General features: G+C 54.8%; 22 protein-coding genes. 9 read left to right on the forward strand and 13 right to left on the reverse strand.

The features are described from left to right. Positions 1-307: 307 nt before the first annotated feature. Positions 308-2,287, reverse strand: coding sequence for an autotransporter outer membrane beta-barrel domain-containing protein (locus tag WFL93_RS06205; protein WP_336777543.1), 1,980 nt, complete (start codon positions 2,285-2,287; stop codon positions 308-310). Positions 2,288-2,696: 409 nt separating this feature from the next. Between WFL93_RS06205 and WFL93_RS06210 the strand changes: the two genes are divergently transcribed. Further along, positions 2,697-3,983: a methyl-accepting chemotaxis protein gene (locus WFL93_RS06210; RefSeq protein WP_336777544.1), complete on the forward strand. Its 1,287-nt coding sequence runs from the start codon at positions 2,697-2,699 to the stop codon at positions 3,981-3,983. A gap of 73 nt (positions 3,984-4,056) precedes the next feature. Here WFL93_RS06210 and WFL93_RS06215 read toward each other — a convergent pair whose 3' ends face one another. The 3 genes from WFL93_RS06215 to WFL93_RS06225 all read right to left on the reverse strand — a co-directional run bounded on the left by WFL93_RS06215 (position 4,057) and on the right by WFL93_RS06225 (position 6,904). Continuing rightward, complete coding sequence (locus WFL93_RS06215; RefSeq protein WP_336777545.1) at positions 4,057-5,385, reverse strand: NAD(P)/FAD-dependent oxidoreductase; 1,329 nt, start codon at positions 5,383-5,385, stop codon at positions 4,057-4,059. Positions 5,386-5,420: 35 nt separating this feature from the next. Further along, complete coding sequence (locus WFL93_RS06220; protein WP_336777546.1) at positions 5,421-6,026, reverse strand: cupin domain-containing protein; 606 nt, start codon at positions 6,024-6,026, stop codon at positions 5,421-5,423. A gap of 128 nt (positions 6,027-6,154) precedes the next feature. Beyond that, positions 6,155-6,904 (reverse strand): ABC transporter substrate-binding protein, encoded by a 750-nt coding sequence (locus WFL93_RS06225; RefSeq protein WP_007893024.1) that lies wholly within the window; start codon positions 6,902-6,904, stop codon positions 6,155-6,157. Positions 6,905-7,168: 264 nt separating this feature from the next. Between WFL93_RS06225 and WFL93_RS06230 the strand changes: the two genes are divergently transcribed. The 7 genes from WFL93_RS06230 (at position 7,169) to WFL93_RS06260 (ending at position 12,793) form a co-directional block, all read left to right on the forward strand. Continuing rightward, on the forward strand, positions 7,169-7,819 hold the full coding sequence (locus WFL93_RS06230) for an amino acid ABC transporter permease (protein WP_007893029.1): 651 nt from the start codon (positions 7,169-7,171) through the stop codon (positions 7,817-7,819). Between the two features lies 1 nt (position 7,820). Then, a complete protein-coding gene (locus tag WFL93_RS06235; RefSeq protein ID WP_007893036.1) occupies positions 7,821-8,588 on the forward strand; it encodes an amino acid ABC transporter ATP-binding protein in 768 nt (255 codons plus the stop codon). A gap of 251 nt (positions 8,589-8,839) precedes the next feature. Further along, a complete protein-coding gene (locus tag WFL93_RS06240; protein ID WP_049853382.1) occupies positions 8,840-9,196 on the forward strand; it encodes a cupin domain-containing protein in 357 nt (118 codons plus the stop codon). 224 nt (positions 9,197-9,420) lie between these two features. After that, on the forward strand, positions 9,421-10,299 hold the full coding sequence (locus WFL93_RS06245) for a metal ABC transporter substrate-binding protein (RefSeq protein WP_238344519.1): 879 nt from the start codon (positions 9,421-9,423) through the stop codon (positions 10,297-10,299). After that, positions 10,296-11,117 (forward strand): manganese/iron ABC transporter ATP-binding protein, encoded by an 822-nt coding sequence (locus WFL93_RS06250; RefSeq protein ID WP_336777547.1) that lies wholly within the window; start codon positions 10,296-10,298, stop codon positions 11,115-11,117. Before WFL93_RS06245 ends, WFL93_RS06250 begins: the two co-directional genes overlap by 4 nt. Beyond that, positions 11,101-11,964, forward strand: a complete 864-nt coding sequence (sitC, locus tag WFL93_RS06255; RefSeq protein ID WP_336777548.1) for an iron/manganese ABC transporter permease subunit SitC — start codon at positions 11,101-11,103, stop codon at positions 11,962-11,964. The genes WFL93_RS06250 and sitC overlap by 17 nt, the downstream gene beginning before the upstream one ends. Then, positions 11,957-12,793: a metal ABC transporter permease gene (locus tag WFL93_RS06260; protein WP_049853378.1), complete on the forward strand. Its 837-nt coding sequence runs from the start codon at positions 11,957-11,959 to the stop codon at positions 12,791-12,793. Before sitC ends, WFL93_RS06260 begins: the two co-directional genes overlap by 8 nt. Before the next feature lie 49 nt (positions 12,794-12,842). Here the strand turns inward: WFL93_RS06260 and WFL93_RS06265 are convergent, their stop codons facing one another. Both WFL93_RS06265 and WFL93_RS06270 read right to left on the reverse strand, forming a co-directional pair. Beyond that, the gene (locus WFL93_RS06265) at positions 12,843-13,517 is read right to left on the reverse strand and encodes an RraA family protein (RefSeq protein ID WP_336777549.1); all 675 of its coding nucleotides are present in this window, start codon (positions 13,515-13,517) and stop codon (positions 12,843-12,845) included. An 8-nt stretch (positions 13,518-13,525) separates the two neighbouring features. Then, positions 13,526-14,443, reverse strand: coding sequence for an ABC transporter substrate-binding protein (locus tag WFL93_RS06270; RefSeq protein ID WP_336777550.1), 918 nt, complete (start codon positions 14,441-14,443; stop codon positions 13,526-13,528). Between the two features lie 284 nt (positions 14,444-14,727). On the opposite strand from WFL93_RS06270, the gene WFL93_RS06275 reads away from it, so the two are divergent. Beyond that, complete coding sequence (locus tag WFL93_RS06275; protein WP_336777551.1) at positions 14,728-15,117, forward strand: RidA family protein; 390 nt, start codon at positions 14,728-14,730, stop codon at positions 15,115-15,117. A 120-nt stretch (positions 15,118-15,237) separates the two neighbouring features. On the opposite strand, the gene WFL93_RS06280 is transcribed toward WFL93_RS06275, so the two are convergent. From WFL93_RS06280 to WFL93_RS06310, 7 genes are read right to left on the reverse strand one after another with little or no spacing between them, the layout of a single operon-like run. After that, positions 15,238-15,747: a flavin reductase family protein gene (locus tag WFL93_RS06280; protein ID WP_336777552.1), complete on the reverse strand. Its 510-nt coding sequence runs from the start codon at positions 15,745-15,747 to the stop codon at positions 15,238-15,240. Beyond that, on the reverse strand, positions 15,744-16,760 hold the full coding sequence (locus WFL93_RS06285) for an aldo/keto reductase (RefSeq protein ID WP_336777553.1): 1,017 nt from the start codon (positions 16,758-16,760) through the stop codon (positions 15,744-15,746). Before WFL93_RS06285 ends, WFL93_RS06280 begins: the two co-directional genes overlap by 4 nt. A 45-nt stretch (positions 16,761-16,805) precedes the next feature. Further along, a complete protein-coding gene (locus WFL93_RS06290) occupies positions 16,806-17,207 on the reverse strand; it encodes a Rid family hydrolase (protein WP_180823890.1) in 402 nt (133 codons plus the stop codon). Between the two features lie 26 nt (positions 17,208-17,233). Continuing rightward, entirely contained in the window at positions 17,234-18,175 is a 942-nt protein-coding gene (locus tag WFL93_RS06295; RefSeq protein WP_336777554.1) for an ABC transporter permease, read from the reverse strand. Further along, a complete protein-coding gene (locus tag WFL93_RS06300; RefSeq protein ID WP_336777555.1) occupies positions 18,157-19,254 on the reverse strand; it encodes an ABC transporter permease in 1,098 nt (365 codons plus the stop codon). The genes WFL93_RS06295 and WFL93_RS06300 overlap by 19 nt, the downstream gene beginning before the upstream one ends. Then, complete coding sequence (locus WFL93_RS06305) at positions 19,247-20,749, reverse strand: ABC transporter ATP-binding protein (protein WP_336777556.1); 1,503 nt, start codon at positions 20,747-20,749, stop codon at positions 19,247-19,249. The genes WFL93_RS06300 and WFL93_RS06305 overlap by 8 nt, the downstream gene beginning before the upstream one ends. A 4-nt stretch (positions 20,750-20,753) precedes the next feature. Next, positions 20,754-21,719 (reverse strand): BMP family protein, encoded by a 966-nt coding sequence (locus WFL93_RS06310; protein ID WP_336777557.1) that lies wholly within the window; start codon positions 21,717-21,719, stop codon positions 20,754-20,756. Positions 21,720-21,791 lie beyond the last annotated feature (72 nt).

A 21,791-nucleotide genomic window follows, 5' to 3' on the forward strand; every position in this document is an offset into this window, starting at 1 on the left:
ACCGTTAAGAGAAAGTAACTGCCCCCTGCAGTATAAGTAACTGAAAATTAATATGTTGCTGAGTACCAATCTAAACAACGGCATTGAGAACCCGCCTGGCGTTCTGCTTAAGACAACACCATGAATTGTGATAAAAAGCGCAGCGACAAAATGATGATTAACAGAATTTTCGCAGGCAGGTTGTGGCTTTGATTGGCGCGAATAAGCCGTAAATACCGGGTAATACCCGTGATTTCCTCAGCGGAGAATTGATTTATTTTCATCAACAGTGAAGCGGCCAGTAACTATGAGTTACTGGCCGCGCGGCTCAGAACGTGGCGTTCAGGCCGACATTCCAGCTGACCTGATGGTAATCACTGTTACCGGCGACGGTTGAAACGGCGGCAAACGCATTCACCGTTTGCCCGAGCGGCACGTTGGCGCCAAGCGACATGTCCAGCCAGTTTTTGTCGCCGGCTTCAATGCTGCGCTCAAAAGAAGTTCGCGTTGATTTCAGCCCAGCCCGCACCGTGGCATCGCTATCGCCAAACTGGTGATTGTAACTGACCTGCGCCCACGGATTGATCGGCCACTGTTTGCTATCAATGCGCCAGCCAACCGAGCCAATCTGCGAATGCGTGGTTTGATCGCCATAGCGCATCGCGGTGCTGCTGTTGCTGTTTTCGCTATAGCCGCCAACGCGGCCGTAATCCAGGGCGTAACCGGCCATGGGTCCGGTACTCAGATGCTCGCCCAACGGCAGCGCCCAGCCGGTTTGTACCCGCATCCCGAGCAATTTTCCGCTGCTGCTGCCCTGCTCAGTGCGCTGCGCCGGGCCGATGTGAATGTCACGTTCGATGCTGTCAAAATCGAGATCGGCATAGTGCAGATCGGCGTTGATCCAGCCCTGATCGAACAGCGTCAGCTGGCTATAGAGCGCCACCAGATTGCCGCGCAGCTTGTAATCATAGTTGGAGGAGGGTCGCTGACGTTGGTTGCTGTTGGAGAACAGCACGCCGGTTTGCCAGTTATCGGTGAGCTGATAGCCGATACCGAGCGTGATGTTGGCGGTGTTAGCATCACCGTTATTCCAGCTTTCACCGCGATAATCGACATGCTGCCCGGCATAACCGCCAAACACGCTGAACTGACCGGCACTAGACGGCTGTTGACGCTGCTGCTGCAGATGTCCGTCCAGCGTGTTTTGCATATCGCGCGCCATCATCAGCGGTGACTGCGATAGCGCCGCCACCTGCGCGGGCGCATCAAGAATCGACTGAATGTAATCGGCGATCATCGCATGGACTGCCGGGCTGGGATGCAGGTGATCGGCAAACAGATAATCCTGCGCGCGGGTAAAACCGGGTGTGCCGGAAGTGCATTCCGCCGCCGACGTTCCCACCGGACAGGCCATGCCGATGGTGTTAGTCAAACCATATTGCGTGGGGCTGGCGATCACTTCATTAAACAAACCGGCGATATCAACGCGCACGATGTTGCCGCGCAGCGCCGCCAATCCCGCTTCTTGTTGTTGGTTGTAGCCATCAGACAGTGCGGTAACCTGCTCGGTGAGCACTTGCCATGCGGCATACAGCTGCTGTGCCAGTGCATCGCGCACCAGCGGGATTGACGAAATCTGCCCTGCCGCCTGATCAAAAGCCTGCTGCACCGCCTGCTGGCGCGCGGCGGCATCGGGCGTTGCTGCACTATCCAGCGACTGAAATGCCGCCACCAGCGCCGGTGTGGCAGCCGAACCCAGCACGCTTAAAACCGCTTCCACCATATAGGGCGTCGAACCCAGCTGCGGGACGTTCGGCACAATCACCGCGCCGGCACCGGCATCTAACAGGGTTTTGACCTGGGCCACTGCGGCCGTGGCGCTGGTGCTGATGGTTTCACGCGCGGTCAGCGGATTGGTGACGGCAGCGGCGATGTCGTTGGCACCGACCCAATGGATGTAGAGCCCGTTGCTGTCAGCGCGACCGCCGGTGGATTGCAGATAGCTCGCCAGCTGATCCTGCGTATTCAGGTTGGGATCAATTTCTGGCACCGCCACCCCGCCACCCTGCGCATAGTTGCTGCCGCCGCGCGACGAGGCTTGCAGATTTTGTCCGAGATGCGCCGCAAGAATTTCGTCATACAGCGGATGTTGCGCGCCATCGAACGTGAAGCGACCCACGTTGCCGCCATCACTTAGGCTATCGCCAAACACCGTCAGGTTATCCCACGCCAGCGCGGAAACTGGCGTCAGCAAGGCGCTGAGCGTGGCGAGCGCAACAGCAGAAAGTGCAGATTTAGGGTTTTTCATCATCAACTCCGAAAAGGGTAAACCGCGCGCGGGCAGTCACAGCAGCGCAGGCCAGCAAAGGCGCATCAGGGATGCGCAAAGTGATAACAAGGACGTTAAATATCTAGTCATGAAGCGGAGGTATTACCAGTTTGCTGCTGCAAAATTGCGGGCGCGGTGATGACATGCATTTTAATTAAACCTTTAGATCATCCCGCCGATAACCAAAGATGAACCGTTAAACGGTTCGTTTAAAACATCAGGTCGGTTACTTAATAACCCCATGCGGCGCTGAAGCGCAGAGAGACACATACAGAAGTGTCCGGCGAAGGGGAATCTTGCGAAGCAGCTGAGGTTGCGCATTGCGGCGCGATCGCCATTACGCTGCGCGCCTTATGTTCAACAGCATAATTATCGCCTGAGGCTGCCCATGTTTGGTGTGAAAAAGTCGAGTCTTTCATTGCCGTTTTATAAAAGTGGCGATGTGATTAAAGATATCAATGCGATCAAACAGCATGTTGCATGGATTGAGTTTTCGCCCCACGGCGAAATCATCACTGCTAATCCCCTATTCCTTGCTACCACCGGCTATCAGCTCAATGAGATTCAGGGCAAGCATCACCGCATCTTCTGCAGCCCGCAGTACAGCCAATCCTCCAGCTACCTCACCTTTTGGCAAACTCTGGCGGCTGGCGAATCGGTTACCGGCATTTTTGAGCGCTTCAATAAGCAACATCAGCGCTTCTATCTGAGTGCCACTTATTTCCCGGTAAGTGATGAGAAAGGGCATGTTTATAAGGTGATTAAAGTCGCTTCCGACATCACCGAACGTCATCAGGAGCTGGAGCATAAAGAGGCGGTGATTACCGCGCTCGACCTCTCCATGGCGGTGATTGAATTCACGCCGGATGGCCAGATCCTCAGCGCTAATAATAACTTCCTGACTCACATGGGCTATGAGCTGGCTGCAATTGTTGGGCAGCACCATCGTCTGTTCTGCTTCGATAACTTCTATCACGAGAATCCCGACTTCTGGCGCAAAATTGCCAAAGGACAACATTTCGTTGGCCGCTTCGAGCGCAAAACCGCCAGCGGCGAGCGTATCTGGCTGGAAGCCAGCTACAACCCGGTGTATGACGCGGATGGCAAAGTCTACAAGGTGATTAAGATTGCGTCGGACATCACCGCGCGCGTAGAAGCCGCCAAGCGGGTGGCCGATATTGCGCTCACCACCTCGGAAGAGACCTCGCAAATCACCGATAACGCCAACGAAGTGCTGGATGAAACCATCCGTAACTCGGGCCTTGTCGCGGTACAGGTGAATGCGGCGACCGCCATCGGTGCCGAGCTCAACGCCTCGGCGAAAAGCATCAGCGAGGTGGTCGAGACCATCAACCTGATCGCCTCACAAACCAATATTCTGGCACTCAATGCGGCGATTGAATCCGCGCGCGCCGGTGAAGCCGGTCGCGGCTTTAGCGTGGTGGCGGGCGAAGTGCGGCGCCTGGCGGCATCAACCTCCAGCGCCACCAGGCAGATCACTCAGGTGGTTGAACACAACGCCAGCCTGATTGCGCAAATGGAGCAGCAGCTGAATGAGGTGAAGCAGTTTGTGGTGACCGAGCAGGATAAAATCAGCGTGCTGTCACGCAGCCTGCGCGAGATTAACAGCGGCGTACATGAGTTTGTGAATGTGATACATCGGTTGGATGTTTGAGACGAAGAGGCTTCATACCGCACATTTTCGGTAGCGGCGCGATTTATCGCGCCGCTACGGTATCTGCGGAAAATTACATCATTTGCGGTTCACGGATTGCCTGACCTTTGGCAAACCGCGCCAAACTGTACGGCGTCATATCGGTGAACAGCGGTTTATTATTCACCCGCTGCGCGCACAGCAAACCCGCGCCGGGGCCGATACCAAAACCGTGCCCGCTGAAACCCGAGGCGATAAACAAACCTGGCAGGTTATTCATCTCATCAATCACCGGCACCAGATCCGGCGTGGTATCTATCCAGCCGCCCCATGCGTGATCGACTTTAATGCCGTTCAGCTGAGGATAAAGCTGCACCAGCGCCTGCATTGCTTCCTGCACGATGTCATTATCCGCTGCTGGATCGAGGGTGCGGATCTTCTCGAACGGCGACACGCCTTGGTTCGACCACGTACCCGCCGCTTCCGGACCGTTAAAGAAAGAGCCGTTAATCCGCACCTTGAGCTTCTTGGCGATTTTGCTGCGATACATCGGGTAGAATTTGGTGGCATAGCGGATATTTTGCGGCGCGAGGTCAATCTGCCCGCGCCCGGAAAGCGCCACGGTGTAGCTGCCATCCTGGCGACGGCGAATGCACAAGCCACCGGTGCTCAGACAACCTTTGATCACTTCCGGGGCGGCGGTGGTTTTGAACGCGGTGCCGAGAATATTGGCGCTCGGCAATTCAATGCCGTATTGCTTCAGGAAGCGCGAACTCCACGCGCCGCCGCAGCAAATTACGCGGTTCGCTTTTACCAGGCCGCGCTCGGTCCAGACGCCCGTCACGCGTCCGCCGGAGACATCCAGGCCGCGCACCGCGCAGCGTTGATGCACAAAAGCACCCAGATTTTTCGCGCCGGTGGCAATGGCCGGTGCGGCAAGTGACGGCTCAGCGCGGCCATCGCTCGGTGACCACACGCCGCCGACCCAAGGCGAACTGTTGCCGATGCGATCGCGCGCTTCTTTCGCTGATAGCAAATGGCTAACAAAGCCGATTTGCTGCGCCTGTTTTCCCCACGCTTCCCAGCGCGCCAGATCGCTTTCGCTCTGTGTACCGTAAGTGATGCCCTGACGTGAGAAGCCCAGATCGAGGCCGATTTCGCGGCTTAACTCATCCCAGCGCTGTAAACTGCGGATCGCCATCGGCAATTCGTACAGGTCGCGGTTCTGCTGACGAACCCAGCCCCAGTTGCGCCCGGACTGCTCACCGCCAATCACCCCTTTTTCAAACAGCGCCACTGAAACGCCCTGTTTGGCCAGCTCATAGCTCACCGAGGTGCCAATAATGCCGCCGCCAATCACAATCACATCAACGGATTCGGGAAAGCGTTCACTGTCTGCAACTGCATTAACTTTTATGCGCATCGTCTTAAGTCCTGCACGCCACTAGGGTGACGAAATCACAAATGATGTTCAGAGGGGATGTGCATGATCCACAACACTCTGGCTTCACTCGCGCTATGGTTGAAAATGTTATGCGGTAAATGGCTCTGAAACTGGAAGCTATCGCCAGCGCGTAATCGGGCGCTGTCGCCATCAATCTCCAGCATCAACTCACCCTCCATCACTAAACCCGCCTTCTCGCCCTTGCCCATCAACATTTCGTCGGAACGCACGCCCGGTGGAATATTGATAAACATAAACTGCAAATCGTGTTCGCCCGCCGCTGACAGCATCTCCTTTGAGATGCCCCGTTTCCCGACGTTGAAATGCGGTCGCTCAACGGCGCGCCGCACATAGTGTTCCGCGCCGCGTAGCGTCGATGCGTGCTCTTCGAGAAAGGCAGAGAGCGGCACCTTCAGCACCAGCCGCAGCTGCTCCAGCACGCGCACGGTGGGATTGGTCAGGTTGCGCTCTATTTGGCTAATGGCGCCAGCGGATACATTCGCCAGCTGCGCCAAATCAGTGATGGTCATATTGCGCGCCTTGCGAATCCGTTTCAGGCGCGATCCAATATCCGCTTCCTGCGCGCCCGTCGCTTCGTCACTGATATTCACTTTTTTCATCGGCTTTAACCCTTCCAGCGGATAACTTTATCGAATTTCGCACAGCGCAGTCGCCGCGTTTATTTCCCTGATACTGTGTTTTTCGCTGAAATTAAGGGTGCGAGACAGCAATATATGCCGCAGCAATATTATGGCATGCCCCATTTGGTTTTAATGGTCTGCAAGGTACCGTCATCTTTCATCGCGGTTAAGGCGCTATTAATTTCGGCCATTAATTTATCGTTGCCTTTTTTCACGCCAAACGCCATCGGCGAAACATGTTCGGGCTTATAACCGTCAATCACATGCATGCCTTTTAACCCACCGGCTTTTTCCTGCGCTTTAAGAATCGGATAATCATTCATCCCCGCCGCGATGCGTCCCAGCGATAAATCACGCGTCATATCAGCCGGGCTGTCATAAACCTTCACCTCTTTGGCAATGCCGCTGGCCATCAGGCTTTGGGTATAATCGGTGCCTGCCATGGTGCCGACGATGTCACCCTTCACATCCTGCCACGAGTTATAGGTCTTCTTGTTGTCATCGCGCACCACTAAACCGGCACCAAATGCGGTCACGGGCTGCGAGAAAGTAATACGTTTGGCGCGCTCTTCCGTGGGCGTCATACCCGCCACGATCATGTCGATTTTGCCGGCAATCACCGACTGAATCAGGGTGGAAAAAGGAATCGCCGTGTAATTAATTTCAAGGTGCTGGCGCTTAGCCACTTCTGCCGCTACGTCGGGCATGAAGCCTTCAATTTTACCGCTTTTAGTATCGAGGAAAGTGGTCGGCGCGCTGGACGGCGGCGAGCCCGCGGTGAGCGCCGCAGCCTGGGCATTGAGGCTAAATGCAGCCGCCAGACAGGCGAATAATAACCGGGAACGATTAGCAGACATAACTCACTCCTGAATCAAATGAAAAGGGCGAACGTCATTTTCACTATAATGAAATTAGTCAGGTGGGTGTCAATATTTTATTTAAGCAAAATGCGTGAATTCACAATTCACAGATAAACCCTTTGATTACATGCATTATTACACCTATAGCTTGTTCATATGGCGATAATAAGTAAAAGCTATCTCTCCCCGGCGGGTATTGATTGACAGTGATTTGCTATCGGGGATATTCATTATAATGAAATTAACCTGCAGGGGATTATCATGGATTGGAGTAGTATTCACGTTTATCTGCCCTTCCTGTTGCAAGGGGCAGAAATGACGATTTACATCACCCTTTTGTCTCTGATAATCAGTACACCGCTGGGACTGATTTTCGCCGCAGCGAAGATGTGTCCGTGGAAAATAGTCTCCTGGCCCATCGCGACCGTCATTAATATTACGCGCGGCCTGCCAATGATTGTGGTGCTGTTTTATATCTATTTTGTCTTTCCGGATATCGGCATCACGCTGTCGTCATTCCAGGCCAGCGTAATTGGCATTGCCTTTTGCTTTTCAACCTATATCGCGGAGATTTTTCGGGCCGGTATTGAGTCGGTCGATCGCGGCCAGCTGGAAGCCGCACGTTCCATGGGCATGAGTTTTCCGAAAGCGATGTACCGCGTGGTGTTGCCGCAGGCATTTCATGTCGCGCTGCCGCCTTACAGCAATACGCTGGTGATGATGCTGAAAGATTCTGCGCTGGCATCCACCATCGCCGTCACCGAAATGACGCGTCAGGGCCAGCTGATTGCCGCCTCCACGTTCGATAACACCACGGTGTACACGCTGGTGGCGCTGCTCTATCTGGTGCTGTGCCTGCCGCTGCTGGCACTGACTAAACAGCTGGAAAAACGTCAGATTAAAGGAGCCTGAGATGATTGAAATTCGTGATGTGCACAAAAGATTCGGTCATGTCGAGGTGCTGAAAGGCGTGAGTTTTAGCGTCAGCGAGGGCGAAGTGGTGTGTTTGATCGGCCCTTCCGGCTCAGGAAAATCGACCATTTTGCGCTGCATTAACGGCCTCGAAACTTATGAAGGCGGCGACATCGACGTGCTGGGTCAGCGCGTCAACAACAAACATAAAAGCATCAATGATCTACGTCGCCAGATTGGCATGGTGTTCCAACGTTTCAACCTGTTCCCCCATCGCAGCGTGTTAGAAAACGTGATGGAAGGCCCGATTCACGTCAACGGCGAACCGCGTCAGGTGGCGGAAAAAAGGGCTAAAGATTTGCTGGCGATGGTTGGTCTTGGCGAGAAGATTAACGCATGGCCAACCCAGCTTTCGGGCGGACAGCAGCAGCGCGTGGCGATTGCGCGCACTCTGGCGCTGCAGCCCAAAGCCATTCTGTTTGATGAACCGACCTCGGCGCTCGATCCAGAACTGGTGGGCGAAGTGCTGCAGGTTATGCGCAACCTGGCGCGTGAAGGCATGACGATGATTGTGGTGACACATGAGATGCAATTCGCGCGCGAAGTCGCCGATCGCGTCTGCTTCCTGCACAGCGGGCAGATTGTCGAGCAAGGTCCCGCCGATCAGATTTTGCTCAAACCTCAAGAGCCACGCACGCAAGATTTCCTGCGCCGCGTGCTGGGCAACGTGGTGTCGACGACCTGCGCCTGCTGCCAGCAGGCGGTTTAATCCGCCGCGAAAGTTTCTGCCAAAGCCGCGCTGATAAGCGCATGAATCGGTTATTTGCGCGGCAATTCATTACATCCTGTATTTCGCGAACGCTTTAATCTTGAACTCATTAATTATTGCTCGCACAAATTGTAGCGGCGCGATTTATCGCGCGCATTAATGACGGCTCTATGCCCATCGAGGCATTGCGCAATAAATTGCGCCGCTACGAAATGTGCGGTTGGTATAGTTCTTAATTAGCAAGGGAAAACATGAAAGTACAAAAAATCACCCAGCCGGCAGCCATTGAAGTTATGGAGCCGTGGGGCAGCGTGGCAGGTTTGCCGGGTAGCGGCAGCATTGCATTATCCGGCATACAAAAAGTGATTCCCGGAAAAGAAGATATCGACACCGGCATCTTCGAATGCGGCGTAGGTTCCTATCGTCGCGCGGTAAAACAGGCTGAAATCATGCACTTTCTCAACGGCAACGGCTCATTTACGCCGGATGGCGAAGAGACGCTCTATTTCCAGCCCGGCGATTCGTTGTTCTTTGAAGCCAATACCGAAGGCACCTGGGTAATTGAAAACACCATGCGCAAACTGTATGTGATTTTCGACGCCAGCTAATTGGTGCGCTGCTTTTAAATATCTAATGTTGCCTGGTGCGCATCAATGCGCACCCTACAGAATCCCGCCTTACTTTGACCCGCCTGTTTCGTAAATTTTTGTCTTCACACTGGCATTTTGCACAAAAATGACTCATATAGATAGCATCAGCTATCTTTTATAGCATTGGCTATATTCCTCTGGAGATGATCATGTTTGCTCAACGCCTTGTGCCTGCCGTCGTCATGCTGCTGTCACTTAGCTCGCTGTTGCCCTTTGCGGCATCAGCGGCAGAAAAACTTAAAGTGGTGACCACTTTTACGGTGATTGCGGATATGGCAAAAAACGTGGCGGGTGATGCCGCCGAGGTGACCTCAATTACTAAAACCGGCGCCGAAATCCATGAATATCAACCCACGCCGGGTGATATTCGTCGCGCGCAGGGCGCTAATCTGATTCTGGTGAACGGCTTTAATCTTGAGCTGTGGTTTAGCCGCTTTTACCAGCGTCTGAACGATGTGCCGCAGGTTACCGTGACGCAAGGCATTGAACCGATGGGCATTTCCGAAGGACCGTATAACGGCAAGCCTAATCCGCACGCATGGATGTCGCCAGATAACGCACTGATTTATGTCGATAACATTCGCAAAGCGCTGCAGCAATATGATCCTGACAATGCCGCGATTTATCAGGCCAACGCCGACCGCTATAAAGCGCAGATCCAGCAAACCATTGCCCCGATGCGCGAAGCTATCGATAAACTTCCAGCAGATAAACGCTGGCTGGTCACTAGCGAAGGCGCTTTCTCGTATCTGGCTCGTGATTTCGGCTTAAAAGAGCTTTATCTATGGCCGATCAACGCCGATCAGCAAGGTACGCCGCAGCAGGTGCGTAAAGTGATCGATGCGGTGCGCACCCATCAAATTCCGGTGATTTTCAGTGAAAGCACTATTTCGGCTAAACCGGCGCAGCAGGTGGCGCGCGAAGCCGGTATTCATTACGGCGGCGTGTTGTATGTGGATTCGCTGAGCAATAGCGATGGCCCGGTACCGACCTATCTTGATCTGCTGCGCGTCACCACCGCAACCGTGGTGCAAGGCATTACCGAAGGAAGCCAGAAATGAGCAGAATCGAAGTCAATGCCGCCGCAGGATTGAGCGTGGAAAACGTCGGCGTCACCTACCGCAACGGCCACACCGCGCTACGTAAAGCCTCATTTAGCGTGCCCGCCGGCAGCATCACCGCGCTGATTGGCGTCAACGGTTCCGGAAAATCTACGCTGTTCAAGGCGATCATGGGATTTGTCCCGCTCTCTTCCGGGACGGTGACGCTGGCCGGAATGCCGGCCAATAAGGCGTTGAAACACAATATCGTCTCCTATGTGCCGCAATCTGAGGAGGTCGACTGGAGCTTTCCGGTGCTGGTGGAAGATGTGGTGATGATGGGCCGCTACGGCTATATGGGCATGCTGCGCATTCCGCGTGCGGCCGATAAACAGAGCGTTGATCAGGCGCTGGAACGTGTCGGGATGAGCGCTTATCGCCATCGACAGATTGGTGAGTTGTCCGGCGGGCAGAAAAAGCGCGTTTTCCTGGCGCGCGCGCTGGCGCAAAGTGGCCAGATTATCCTGCTGGATGAGCCCTTTACCGGCGTGGATGTCAAAACCGAAGCCGCGATCATCGCCCTGCTGAAAGAGCTGCGTGACGAAGGCCGCACCATGCTGGTCTCTACGCACGATCTCAACGCCATTCCGGATTTCTGCGACCGCTGCGTGCTGGTGAAAAATACCGTGCTGGCGAGTGGCTTGCTGCATGAGACGTTCACCGCGGATAACCTGGCACAAACCTTTGATGGCGCGCTGCTCGAGCGTAACGCGGTATTAATGCAGCTGATGAAAGACAAAAATCCGCAGCGGGGAGCTAACCATGTCGTGGATTATTGAGCCGTTCGGCTATCAATACATGCTGAATGCGATGTGGATCGCCGCGCTGGTCGGGGCGATTTGCGCTTTCCTCTCCTGTTTCCTGATGCTAAAAGGCTGGTCATTGATTGGCGATGCGCTGTCACACTCGATTGTGCCCGGCGTAGCAGGCGCCTATATGCTTGGAATGCCCTTTGCCCTTGGCGCATTCCTCTCCGGCGGCCTGGCGGCGGGCAGCATGCTTTTTCTTAATCAGCGCACGCGCTTAAAAGAAGATGCGATTATTGGCCTGATCTTCTCGTCATTTTTCGGCATCGGGCTATTTATGGTGTCGCTCAATCCCACCTCGGTGAATATTCAAACCATCGTGCTGGGCAATATTTTATCGGTCGCGCCTGCCGATATCTGGCAGCTCGGCGCCATTGGTTTTATCACCCTCGCCATTCTGCTGCTGAAGTGGAAAGACCTGATGGTGACGTTCTTCGACGAAAGTCACGCGCGCTCGCTGGGTTTAAATACGCTGCGGCTAAAAATCCTGTTCTTTACCCTGCTGTCCGCTTCCACCGTTGCTGCGCTGCAAACGGTTGGCGCCTTTATGGTGATTTGTCTGGTGGTGACACCGGGCGCTACCGCCTATTTGCTGACGGACCGTTTTCCGCGCCTGTTGCTGATTGCCGTCACCATCGGCAGCGTCACCAGTTTTCTCGGCGCCTGGAGCAGCTACTTTCTTGACGGTGCCACCGGCGGCGTGATTGTGGTGGCGCAGACGCTGGTGTTTTTAGTGGCGTTTGTGTTTGCCCCGAAACATGGCGTGCTGGCTGCGCGTCGTCGCGCACGTCTAACCATGGAGGATGGCGTCAATGAGTGAATTATTGCTGAGCCCCTTCCAGTTCGAGTTTATGAACATGGCGCTGATCACCACGTTGGTGCTGTCGCTGCCTTGCGCGATGCTGTCGGCATTTCTGGTGCTTAAAGGCTGGTCGTTGCTGGGTGATGCGATGAGCCACGCGGTGTTTCCCGGCGTAGTGATCGCCTGGCTGATTGGTTTGCCCTACGCTATCGGCGCCTTTATCGCCGGAATGGTGTGCGCCGTCGCCACCGGCTATATCAGCGAAAATAGCCGCATCAAACCCGATACGGTAATGGGAATTGTCTTCTCGGGCATGTTTGGCGCAGGTTTGGTGCTGTACCTGAAGCTGCAACCTGAAGTGCATCTCGACCACATTTTGTTCGGCGATATGTTGGGCATCAGCCTGGCGGATATCATTCAGACCGCGGTGATCGCTGTGATTGTCAGCGTGCTGATTGGCATGAAATGGCGAGATTTACTGCTGCATGCGTTCGATCCCAATCAGGCGCGCGCCTGCGGCATCAACGGCAAACTGATGCATTACGGCTTGCTGTGTCTGATTTCATTAACCATCGTCGCCGCGTTGAAATCGGTAGGGGTGATTTTGTCGATTTCCATGCTGATTGCGCCAGGCGCCATTGCCTTGCTGTTGGCGCGCCGTTTTCTGCATGTGATGCTGCTGGCGATGGGCATTGCCATGGTGACAGGTTTCAGCGGCGTCTATGCGTCGTTCTTCCTCGATAGCGCACCGGGTCCAACCATCGTGGTGATTTATGCCGCGCTGTTTGTGTTGGCGTTTGTGTTTGTAACGGTGAGAGATCGCCGCACGCAGCAGGTGCACAGCTGATTGGGCAGGTGCGCACCTGCTGCGCACCTGATCGCCATAAATGGCGTCGCTAAGCAGGAAAAATGCAGCCCAACTCGCGCAATTTTTTCTCGACCCAATCGCGTTTATTGCGCCCTTCCGCAATAGCCTGCAGTTTGGCGATTTCGCCACTGCGGCGCTCGCTGGCAAGCGCATGTATCTCATCGATTTGTTGATACGGCACACAGAGCACGCCGTCGTCGTCACCCACAATTAAATCGCCCGCCTCAATCACCATACCGTTGAGTGAAATGGGCACATTCACTTCACCAGGACCGTCTTTATAAGGTCCGCGATGAGTAACGGCCGCCGCATACACCGGCAAGGCATTTTTTCGAATACTTTGGCTGTCACGCACCGCGCCGTTAATCACCACGCCTGCAATGCGTTTCTTCGCCGCATACGTCAGCATGAGTTCGCCGACAATGGCGTTGGTCACCTCGCCGCCAGCATCCACCACAATCACATCGCCCGGCTCTGCAATATTCAATGCATAGTGCACCAGCAAATTATCGCCTGGCCGACACTTCACCGTCAGCGCAGCACCCGCCATATATCCACCGGCGTGATAAGGACGCAGATTGGCGCCGCCTGCCGTCAGGCGGTGCATGGCATCGCTAATATTTGCCACCGGTAAATCCTGGTAGGCCGCTATTTGCTGCGCACTGGCTTTTCGCGTTCTGGTTATTATGCGGAAACCGCTCATCGCTTTTCCTATGATTGTGAGGCGAAGATATCTTGATTCAGTTTGGCTTCTTTCACTGCGCCGTAGCCGATGAACCAGCTATCGAGAATCTTTTGATAGGTGCCATCCTGGATTAAGGAGTTCAGTGCCGCCTGAACAGCCAGCTCAATAGGTGAACCTTTGGGTAAACCGATCGACATCGGCGGTTCCTGCACGCTTATTTCACCGGTTATCGCCAGATTCTTCAGCTGCGCAGCTTGATACGCTAAACCTTCCCACGGGCCGTAATAGAACGAGATTCTGCCGCTTAATACCGCGACCACACCATCAGGACGGCTGGGGAATACCGCCACGTTGATCGCCGGTTTATTTTCGCTCAGACAGGTTTTACTCGCCTCATTGAGAAATTCAATCTGCGCGGTGCCCACTCCCGCCCCGACGGTTTCGCCGCACAGCGCGGTTAAGGCTTTGAACGGTGCCACATTACGATCTTTCCGTGAAATCACCGCCTGGCGCGAGCTATCGAAATAGCTAATGAAATCGATTTGCGCAAAGCGTTTTTGACTTGGCCTGATATTAGAAAGCACCGCATCAAAACGTCCGGTTTTTAAGCCGGGAATAATATTGTCGAAGCCACCGGTCTCTTTCCAGATGACTTTCAAACCCAGACGCTGACCAATCGCATTCATGATATCAACGTCGCGTCCGGATAAGGTTTTATTATCTTCAAGGAAAAAGGTGGTGGGAGGTGTATTTGGATTAGTGCCGGCAATGACATAACCTTTTTTAATTATCTCTTCGGGTAATAAAGCCTGCAGTTTTTTATCCGATGCGACCTGAAAATTAATTTTGGCTGCCACACCGCTCTCCTCCTGAGCGTGCGCAGAACTTGCTAATAAGGCTGACGTTAATAGCGATCCCATTAACAGAGATTTTATGTTTAGCATGGTTAAACCCCAGGTGATGAATGCGAAAAGCAATAATTAATTGTTATAATGCAAAGAGTTAATATTCTTTCACGAACCATACTAGATCCATCACTCGGGACGAAATTCATTATCTGCATAAGGTTAGCGATAAATAGTGGTGAAACACTAAAGTAATCCACTTGCCAATCTTATGGTGTTGCTTAAAGGGCAGCGCCACGTTGCCGAAATACGATTACGCACTCCTTTACGCAAATGGTAGCCTTAATGTTTTGTTGGCCAGATATCACCTACGATTAAGGAACATGATGAGCATCGTCAATCCCGCTGGGCTCAAGGCACGCAGCTATTACAATCACGTAAAAATCCGACCGGGCACGCCGGTCTTTCCCACGGGCCAGGTGGCGTGGGATGAAAACGGTGACGTGGTTGGCATTGGTGATATGAAAAAACAGGTCGAGCAGGTTTATGCCAACATCGATCGATTACTGGAAGGATTGGGCGCACAGCGCGACTGGATTGTGCGCACGACCACCTATGTGACCGACCTTGCACTCGTCCCGAAAATTCATCCGATACGCCAGCAATTTTTCACCGGACTGGAATTGCCCGCCAGTACGCTATTCCAGATTGCCGCGCTGGCAGAACCCGAGCTCATGCTGGAAATTGATGTGGTTATTATGCTGCCGCTGTGAATACAGGTTACTGATTAATTTAGCGGGTCGCCACGTATAGCGACCCTACAAGCGTTGCAGCGTTGATGAGATGATAAAATACGACCGATTGAACAGTGGGCGCGGCCTGGCGCCCTCTTCTTACTCCCGCGCGACATCCACCAGCTGATGAAATTCCCGATCGTAATAGACTAACGGCGCGACATTACTACGCGGATGCCGTACTTCGGTTACTTCACCTAGGAAAATCGCGTGCGTCTGCCAGTCAACGGTTTGCGCCAGCCGACACTCAAATGTCACCAGTGAATCCGCGCACACTGGCGCACCATTCGCGCCAGTGTGCCATTGGCCGCTGTTAAAGCGCTCATGTCGGCGGGTAGAGCTACTGAACATCTCCACCTGCGCTCGCGCATCCGCAGCTAATACGTTGACACAAAATTGCCCGCTCTCAATGAGCATCGCAAACATCGATGCGTTGCGATTAACGCATACCAGCAAAGTAGGCGGTTCCGCACTTAATGAGGTGACCGCCGTGGCGATCATGCCGCCGGGCTGCCCCTGATGATTTACGGTAATTAAACATACGCCTGCCGCCAGTTGGCGCATACCACCGCGATAAGCATCGGCAAGGGGAATGGCATGCTCTGTCATGATTGGCTCTCGCGCATGATACGGCCCTCAATGGGATGATGCGGATCGCCCGGTCCGAGGCTGGAACCTTTACCCGGCGATACCAGCCGATCGCAGAAGCGTTCATCCTCCACCGTCCACGGACAATCCAGCGCGGCAATCCCCTCACGCCACTGCTCAAAGGTACGCGGTCCGATCAATGTGCTGGTGACCAGCTGATTACGCATCACCCACATCTGCGCCACGTGCGCCGGTTGCCGTCCGCTGCTCTCGGCATAGGCCGCCAGCTCACTCGCTACTTTGAGTGATTCCGGGCGCCATTCCGCTTCCATCATGCGCGGATCGGCTCGTCCAGCGCGACTATCACTCTCAGGAGCCGTATCCACGCGATACTTTCCGGTCAGGATACCGCGCGCTAACGGGCTGTAGCACACGGCTGCTGCGCCGAAGTAAGCCGCTGACGGTAAAATTTCCACCTCGGCTTCGCGGTTAGCAAGGTTATATAACGGCTGCGTCGCTATTGGCCCGGCAATGCCAGCCGCGCGCGCCAGGCGCACGGTTTCCGCTAAACGCCAGGCTTTGAAGTTTGAGACGGCAAAATAGCCGATTTTTCCCTCACGAATCAGGTCGGCAAACGCCAGCACCATCTCCTCCAATGGCGCAGCGAAATCCGCTTTATGCATATACAGCACATCAATGTAATCCGTACCGAGGCGCGTCAGCGATGCGTGCGTCGCCTCGCGAATCCACTTGCGCGACATGCCCCGCTGATTCGGACCATCGCCCATTGGATTGCCAACCTTGGTGGCCAGTACCCAATTATCGCGATCGTCAGCAATCGCGCGACCAACCACCAGCTCGGATTCACCTTTGTTGTACATATCGGCGGTATCGATGAAGTTCACGCCGCTGTCACGGGCGTCGGCGATGATGCGCTTTGACGTCATTTCGTCGGTGGCGCCGCCGAACATCATGGTGCCAAGACAAATTTCAGAAACCTTGAGCCCGCTGCGCCCGAGATATCGGTATTGCATGTACACATCCTCTCTATTTGATCGCGATAAAGGACAACCCAACAACTAGCCGGGAATTACCGCGGTAGTGGCGATCTCAACCAGAAATTCGGGACGCACCATTTCAAGTTTCACGCAGAAACGCGCCGGCAGCAGTGCCGGGAAATAGGTCACGTAGATTTCATTGAATTTGTGATAATCGTCGAGATCGCGCAGGAAGATCTGGTTCATCACCGCATGATCCATGCTGCTGCCCGCCGCTTCCAGTACCACTTTGATGCTGTCGAGCACGCGCCGCGTCTGCACTTCGATATCGCCGATGCCCACAATGCTGCCATCAACCGGATCGGTGGATAGCATCCCCGCGACGTAGACATGATTACCCGCTTTAACTCCCCAATTAAGGTGATTAAGGCCGGTGGCCGTTTTTCCGATGATCCAACCTTGTGGATTAATTGCCTGATTCATCTACATCTCCCGATAATAGTTAAGGGTTAACGTCCTGAATGACGTAAGAAAGGCCGGCCTAAATCGCCCGGTGCGGCACCAGCTTTGCCCATCATGATCCAGGCAATGAGCGCGACGACAAACGGCATCGCCATCAGTAACGCGGGCGCAATGTTCACGCCAAGGTATTGGCCCTGAAACTGCAATGCCTCCAGCAATCCGAGTAACGTGGCGACGATCAATACGCGCAACGGCATCCAGCGGGCAAATATGGTGATGGCAATCGCCAGATAGCCGCGTCCCGCGGTCATGTTGTCAACGAAGGTGCCGCCTGAGGCGACAATACACAGGTACGCGCCGCCCAACCCCGCCATCAGGCCGGTGAAAAGCGTAGCGCTGAAACGAATTCGCAGCACGGAATGCCCGGCGGCATCGGCCGCTAATGCATTCTCACCCACCGCACGCAGCAGTAATCCGGCGCGGGTGAAGCGCAGCACGCCCCACAAAACAATGGCGATCACGACCGCCAGATAAAACACAGGGCTTTGGGAAAACAGCGCGCGTCCCACTACCGGCAACTCCGCCAGGATTGGCAGCTTAAGTATCGAAACCGAACGCATCGATCCGGCTGCAGGCGCACCACTCAGCCATAGCTGGCGAATCAGCGAGGTCGCGCCAATGGCGAACAGGTTAAAACCGATGCCCATCACGATTTGGTTAGCGCGTGCCAGCACGGTACCTAACGCCAGCAGCAGCGCGGCGAGCAAACCACCCAGCATGCCCGCGCCAAGCGCCAGCAGCGGCGAACCGGTTAAAGCCAGCCCTAGCGCCGAGGTAGAAGCACCGAAGAGCATTAAGCCTTCCAGCCCAATGGTGAAAACCCCCGCACGTTCAGAAACGGTTTCTCCTAGCGCCGCCAGCAACACCGGCACGCACAGGCGCAACCCACCCGCAAGAAACAGCGCCAGAGTTACAGTGTTGAATTCCATACTGGCCTCCCTTTCACCAGCATTAAGCCGCTTAAAACCGCCAGAATCAGAATCGGCATACCGCCCAGAACATCGGCTATTGCCGCAGGAATCGAAAAGGTAGTTTGTAGTGCCAGCGCAGCACTGTTAACCGCACCAAAGTAGAGTGAGACGATTACCGCCCCAAACGGTTGCAGTCCGGCGAGAAATGACACCGCCAGTCCTTCAAAACCTAACCCCGATGAGAAGCCGTCGATCAGGCGATACTGCACGCCGAGCACTTCAAAGGTGCCCGCCAGGCCGCTGATGGCACCAGAAATTGCCATGCTGGAGAGCACGGTTTTAGCGGCAGATTGTCCCTGTAAGCGCACAAAGCGTGGACTTTGCCCACTGGCGCGCAGTTTTAAACCGAAGGCGCTATGGTTGAGCATCACCCACACTGCCACGGCGATCAGCAGCGCCAGAAACACGCCCGCATGCAGTCGCGTGCCCTCAATCACCTGCTGAAATACGCCATCGCCCGGAAGCTGCGCTGACATATTGAAATTTGAGTTCACCGGGCGCATCGGTCCCTGCACCAGATACTTCAGCAAATAGATGGCGATAAAATTCATCATCAACGTAACGATGATTTCATCGATGCCACGCCACACTTTCAGCAGTGCCGGGATCGCGCCCCAGATAGCACCGCACAAAGCACCGCTGATAATTGCCAGTGGCAGCAGCGCCGCCCCCACATCACCGAAGGCGAGAAACGGTAACATCGCGCCAATCGCTCCCATCTGCAGCTGCCCTTCACCGCCGAGATTAAACATGCCGCCACGAATGGCGATCAGTGCGCCGAGCGCCACCAGCAGGCGTGGCGTCATAAACACCAGCGTGTCCGAAAATGCACGGATATTACCGAATGCGCCGTCAATGGCGGTGGACAGCGCCGCATGCATCGGCACGCCCATGCCATCGATGAGGGCTAAGCCCACCCCTAAAGAGCCGACAAAGGCACTGAGTGTGATCCACAACGATCGTGACGCGCTGAGCTGTGCCAGCACGCGGCGCAAGGAAGCGCTGGTTTGTGCCAGCGTGGTGACGGAATCAGACATGCACACCTCCAGTCATCTGCGCACTGTGACCCGATGTCATCAAGGTGCCAATTCGTTCCATATTCATCTCATCACCCACTACAGTGCCGGTAATACGTCCACCGTTCATCACGACGATGCGGTCCGATACGCGAATTAATTCTTCAATGTTTGAGGAGATAATCATGACCGCGGTGCCCGCATCTGCCGCATCAGCGAGGCGTGTGAGCACCGCTTCAGCTGCGGCCATATCAAGACCGCGCGTCGGTTGATACACCACGATAATTGACGCCGCCTGCGCCAGTGCGCGCGCCACCACAATCTTTTGCTGATTGCCGCCCGACAGCGAGCGCGCCGGGCTGGCATGGGAATGAGTGCGAATATCGGCGTGTTCGATCATCTCGCTGGCGCGCCGGGCAATCGCCGGATGATCAAGCAACCCCATGCGACGATAGGCGCCACGCATAATGTTGGGATAGAGCAAGTTGTGTGAAACTGGCAAATCAAGCGACAACCCTTCGTGATGACGATCCTGCGGCACCAGCGCCAGGGTGACGTTGTCACTCAAGCGCATGACGTCACCGCTTTCCGGCTGCAGTTCACCCGCCAACAAGGCAAACAGCTCGCTCTGCCCGTTACCCTCCACGCCCGCGACACCAATCACCTCGCGTGCAGCCAGCGTTAAGTTGATGTCATGCAAACCTGGAGAGCCGCTGCCAGGACGCACCTGAATGTTGTTCAGACGCAACTGCTCGGCTCCGCGACTGCGCTGTAAACCCAGTCGCGTGCCGCTGCTGACCGCGCGCCCAACAATTTTCTCCACCAGTTCATCCGGCGAACAGCCAGCGGTTAATCCGCTGCCGTTGGTTTTACCGCGACGCAAAATGGTGTAGCGATCGGTATTTGCCAGCACTTCATCGACGTTGTGCGTGACCACCGCCACCGCCGTGCCGCTGGCACAGATGCGGCGCAGTGTTGCGTACAATGCAGCGATCTCTGTGGGGGTGAGAATGGTGGAAGGCTCATCCAGCAGCAGCACGCGCGTGTCATTGACCAGCGCTTTGAGAATCTCAACCCGCTGCTGCAACGCCAGCGGCAAGTGAGCGACCCGCGCTGCCGGATCGAGATCAACGCCGTAGTGCTGCATAAAGGCACGGATGTCAGCATGACGGCGAAACGCTTTGCGCCGATCGCCACGTGCCACCAGCGTGAGGTTCTCTGCGACGCTGAAGGGTGCCACCAGTTTGAAATGCTGATGCACCATGCCAATACCATTGGCGATGGCATCGGCTGGTCGTCGGTGAATCACCTGACGTCCGCCCATCAGAACTCCGCCTTCCGTTGGCTCATGCACGCCATACAGAATGTTCATCAATGTCGATTTGCCCGCGCCGTTTTCACCCAGCAACGCGTGAATCTCGCCGGAAAAGAGCGACAACGAAACCTTGTCCAGCGCGACTAAGCCGTTGGCATAGTGCTTTGAGACGTGATCGAGTTCGATAAGCGGGCTCGACATGATATCAATCCTCAACCTTGACCTTGCCGGATTTGATGTCGTCCATCACCTTAAACACCTTGTCCTGCACCGCTTTATCCACGTGGGCAAAGGGTTTCGACAGGGTCCAGCCGTTGGTTTTCAGGTTTTCGGTAATGATGCGATTGCCTAACTGATGATCGGCATAATGCTTGCCGATATCGGCGTAGGATTTATCAAAGTTCATCACCGTTGAGGTCATAATCGAGTTAGGAAACGATTTGGCTTGATCGGTATAAGAACCAATGGTCAGCACGCCCTCTTCATCCGCCGCTTGTTGAATCCCGGCATCGGCGGTATCAGCAGAAGGAATAACGAAATCGGCACCGCGCGCGATGGCGCCTGTCGCGATCTCTTTGGCGCGCGCCACGTCAGTAAAGGAGCCAACGTAGGCGGAATCGACCACGACCTTGGGATTAACATAGGCGGCACCTTTCTTGATGAACTGCACGGTGCGTTCTGCCGACGGAATCGGTTCACCGCTGATGACCGCAATATGCCCGCTTTTACTGGCGGAGGCCGCCAGAGCACCGAGCACAAAACCGTATTCATCCCAATCCACTGACCATGCCGAGTAGTTAGGTAGATTATTGGTCGAACCCTCATAGGAATAGAGGACAAACTGAGTGTTGGGGAATGCCGGTGCCACCTCTTTGATCGCCGCGGAATAGCCGGATGAGTGCGCAATGATTAGCTTCACGCCGTCAGAGGCGAGCTGGCGTAACACCGATGGCGCTGCTTCGTAAGTGGTATGTTCAAGATAGCTCGGCGCGAAACCCTGTTGCGTGGCCATCGATTTGAATGCGGCATAACCCGCCATATCCCATGAACCTTGGGTGACAGTCTGCGTGAACAGTGCCGCCACGCGTGGTTTGCTCTCATCGGCTTGCACCATGGCGCTGCTGCCCATCGCCGCCGCTACTGCAACAGCCAACATCATTTTCATTTTCATCGCTCGACTCCTGGCAATCCGCATCGCGGAAAAAAGGTGGGTGACTATGTATTGTTCCCAATCGCCATCAAT

Origin of the sequence: Pantoea sp. USHLN256 (assembly GCF_037149875.1) — a bacterium.
In the GTDB taxonomy this organism is placed as follows: Bacteria; Pseudomonadota; Gammaproteobacteria; order Enterobacterales; family Enterobacteriaceae; genus Pantoea; species Pantoea nemavictus.

Excerpts from the sequence above, each read along its gene's own strand:
- WFL93_RS06230 (WP_007893029.1), top strand. The coding sequence starts at position 7,169 with ATGGATTGGAGTAGTATTCACGTTTATCTGCCCTTCCTGTTGCAAGGG.
- WFL93_RS06215 (WP_336777545.1), bottom strand. The coding sequence starts at position 5,385 with ATGCGCATAAAAGTTAATGCAGTTGCAGACAGTGAACGCTTTCCCGAA.
- WFL93_RS06260 (WP_049853378.1), top strand. The coding sequence starts at position 11,957 with ATGAGTGAATTATTGCTGAGCCCCTTCCAGTTCGAGTTTATGAACATG.
- WFL93_RS06220 (WP_336777546.1), bottom strand. The coding sequence starts at position 6,026 with ATGAAAAAAGTGAATATCAGTGACGAAGCGACGGGCGCGCAGGAAGCG.
- WFL93_RS06210 (WP_336777544.1), top strand. The coding sequence starts at position 2,697 with ATGTTTGGTGTGAAAAAGTCGAGTCTTTCATTGCCGTTTTATAAAAGT.
- WFL93_RS06235 (WP_007893036.1), top strand. The coding sequence starts at position 7,821 with ATGATTGAAATTCGTGATGTGCACAAAAGATTCGGTCATGTCGAGGTG.
- WFL93_RS06265 (WP_336777549.1), bottom strand. The coding sequence starts at position 13,517 with ATGAGCGGTTTCCGCATAATAACCAGAACGCGAAAAGCCAGTGCGCAG.
- WFL93_RS06300 (WP_336777555.1), bottom strand. The coding sequence starts at position 19,254 with ATGTCTGATTCCGTCACCACGCTGGCACAAACCAGCGCTTCCTTGCGC.
- WFL93_RS06240 (WP_049853382.1), top strand. The coding sequence starts at position 8,840 with ATGAAAGTACAAAAAATCACCCAGCCGGCAGCCATTGAAGTTATGGAG.
- WFL93_RS06245 (WP_238344519.1), top strand. The coding sequence starts at position 9,421 with ATGCTGCTGTCACTTAGCTCGCTGTTGCCCTTTGCGGCATCAGCGGCA.
- sitC (WP_336777548.1), top strand. The coding sequence starts at position 11,101 with ATGTCGTGGATTATTGAGCCGTTCGGCTATCAATACATGCTGAATGCG.
- WFL93_RS06250 (WP_336777547.1), top strand. The coding sequence starts at position 10,296 with ATGAGCAGAATCGAAGTCAATGCCGCCGCAGGATTGAGCGTGGAAAAC.
- WFL93_RS06310 (WP_336777557.1), bottom strand. The coding sequence starts at position 21,719 with ATGAAAATGAAAATGATGTTGGCTGTTGCAGTAGCGGCGGCGATGGGC.
- WFL93_RS06205 (WP_336777543.1), bottom strand. The coding sequence starts at position 2,287 with ATGAAAAACCCTAAATCTGCACTTTCTGCTGTTGCGCTCGCCACGCTC.
- WFL93_RS06295 (WP_336777554.1), bottom strand. The coding sequence starts at position 18,175 with ATGGAATTCAACACTGTAACTCTGGCGCTGTTTCTTGCGGGTGGGTTG.
- WFL93_RS06270 (WP_336777550.1), bottom strand. The coding sequence starts at position 14,443 with ATGCTAAACATAAAATCTCTGTTAATGGGATCGCTATTAACGTCAGCC.
- WFL93_RS06285 (WP_336777553.1), bottom strand. The coding sequence starts at position 16,760 with ATGCAATACCGATATCTCGGGCGCAGCGGGCTCAAGGTTTCTGAAATT.
- WFL93_RS06275 (WP_336777551.1), top strand. The coding sequence starts at position 14,728 with ATGATGAGCATCGTCAATCCCGCTGGGCTCAAGGCACGCAGCTATTAC.
- WFL93_RS06290 (WP_180823890.1), bottom strand. The coding sequence starts at position 17,207 with ATGAATCAGGCAATTAATCCACAAGGTTGGATCATCGGAAAAACGGCC.
- WFL93_RS06280 (WP_336777552.1), bottom strand. The coding sequence starts at position 15,747 with ATGACAGAGCATGCCATTCCCCTTGCCGATGCTTATCGCGGTGGTATG.
- WFL93_RS06225 (WP_007893024.1), bottom strand. The coding sequence starts at position 6,904 with ATGTCTGCTAATCGTTCCCGGTTATTATTCGCCTGTCTGGCGGCTGCA.
- WFL93_RS06305 (WP_336777556.1), bottom strand. The coding sequence starts at position 20,749 with ATGTCGAGCCCGCTTATCGAACTCGATCACGTCTCAAAGCACTATGCC.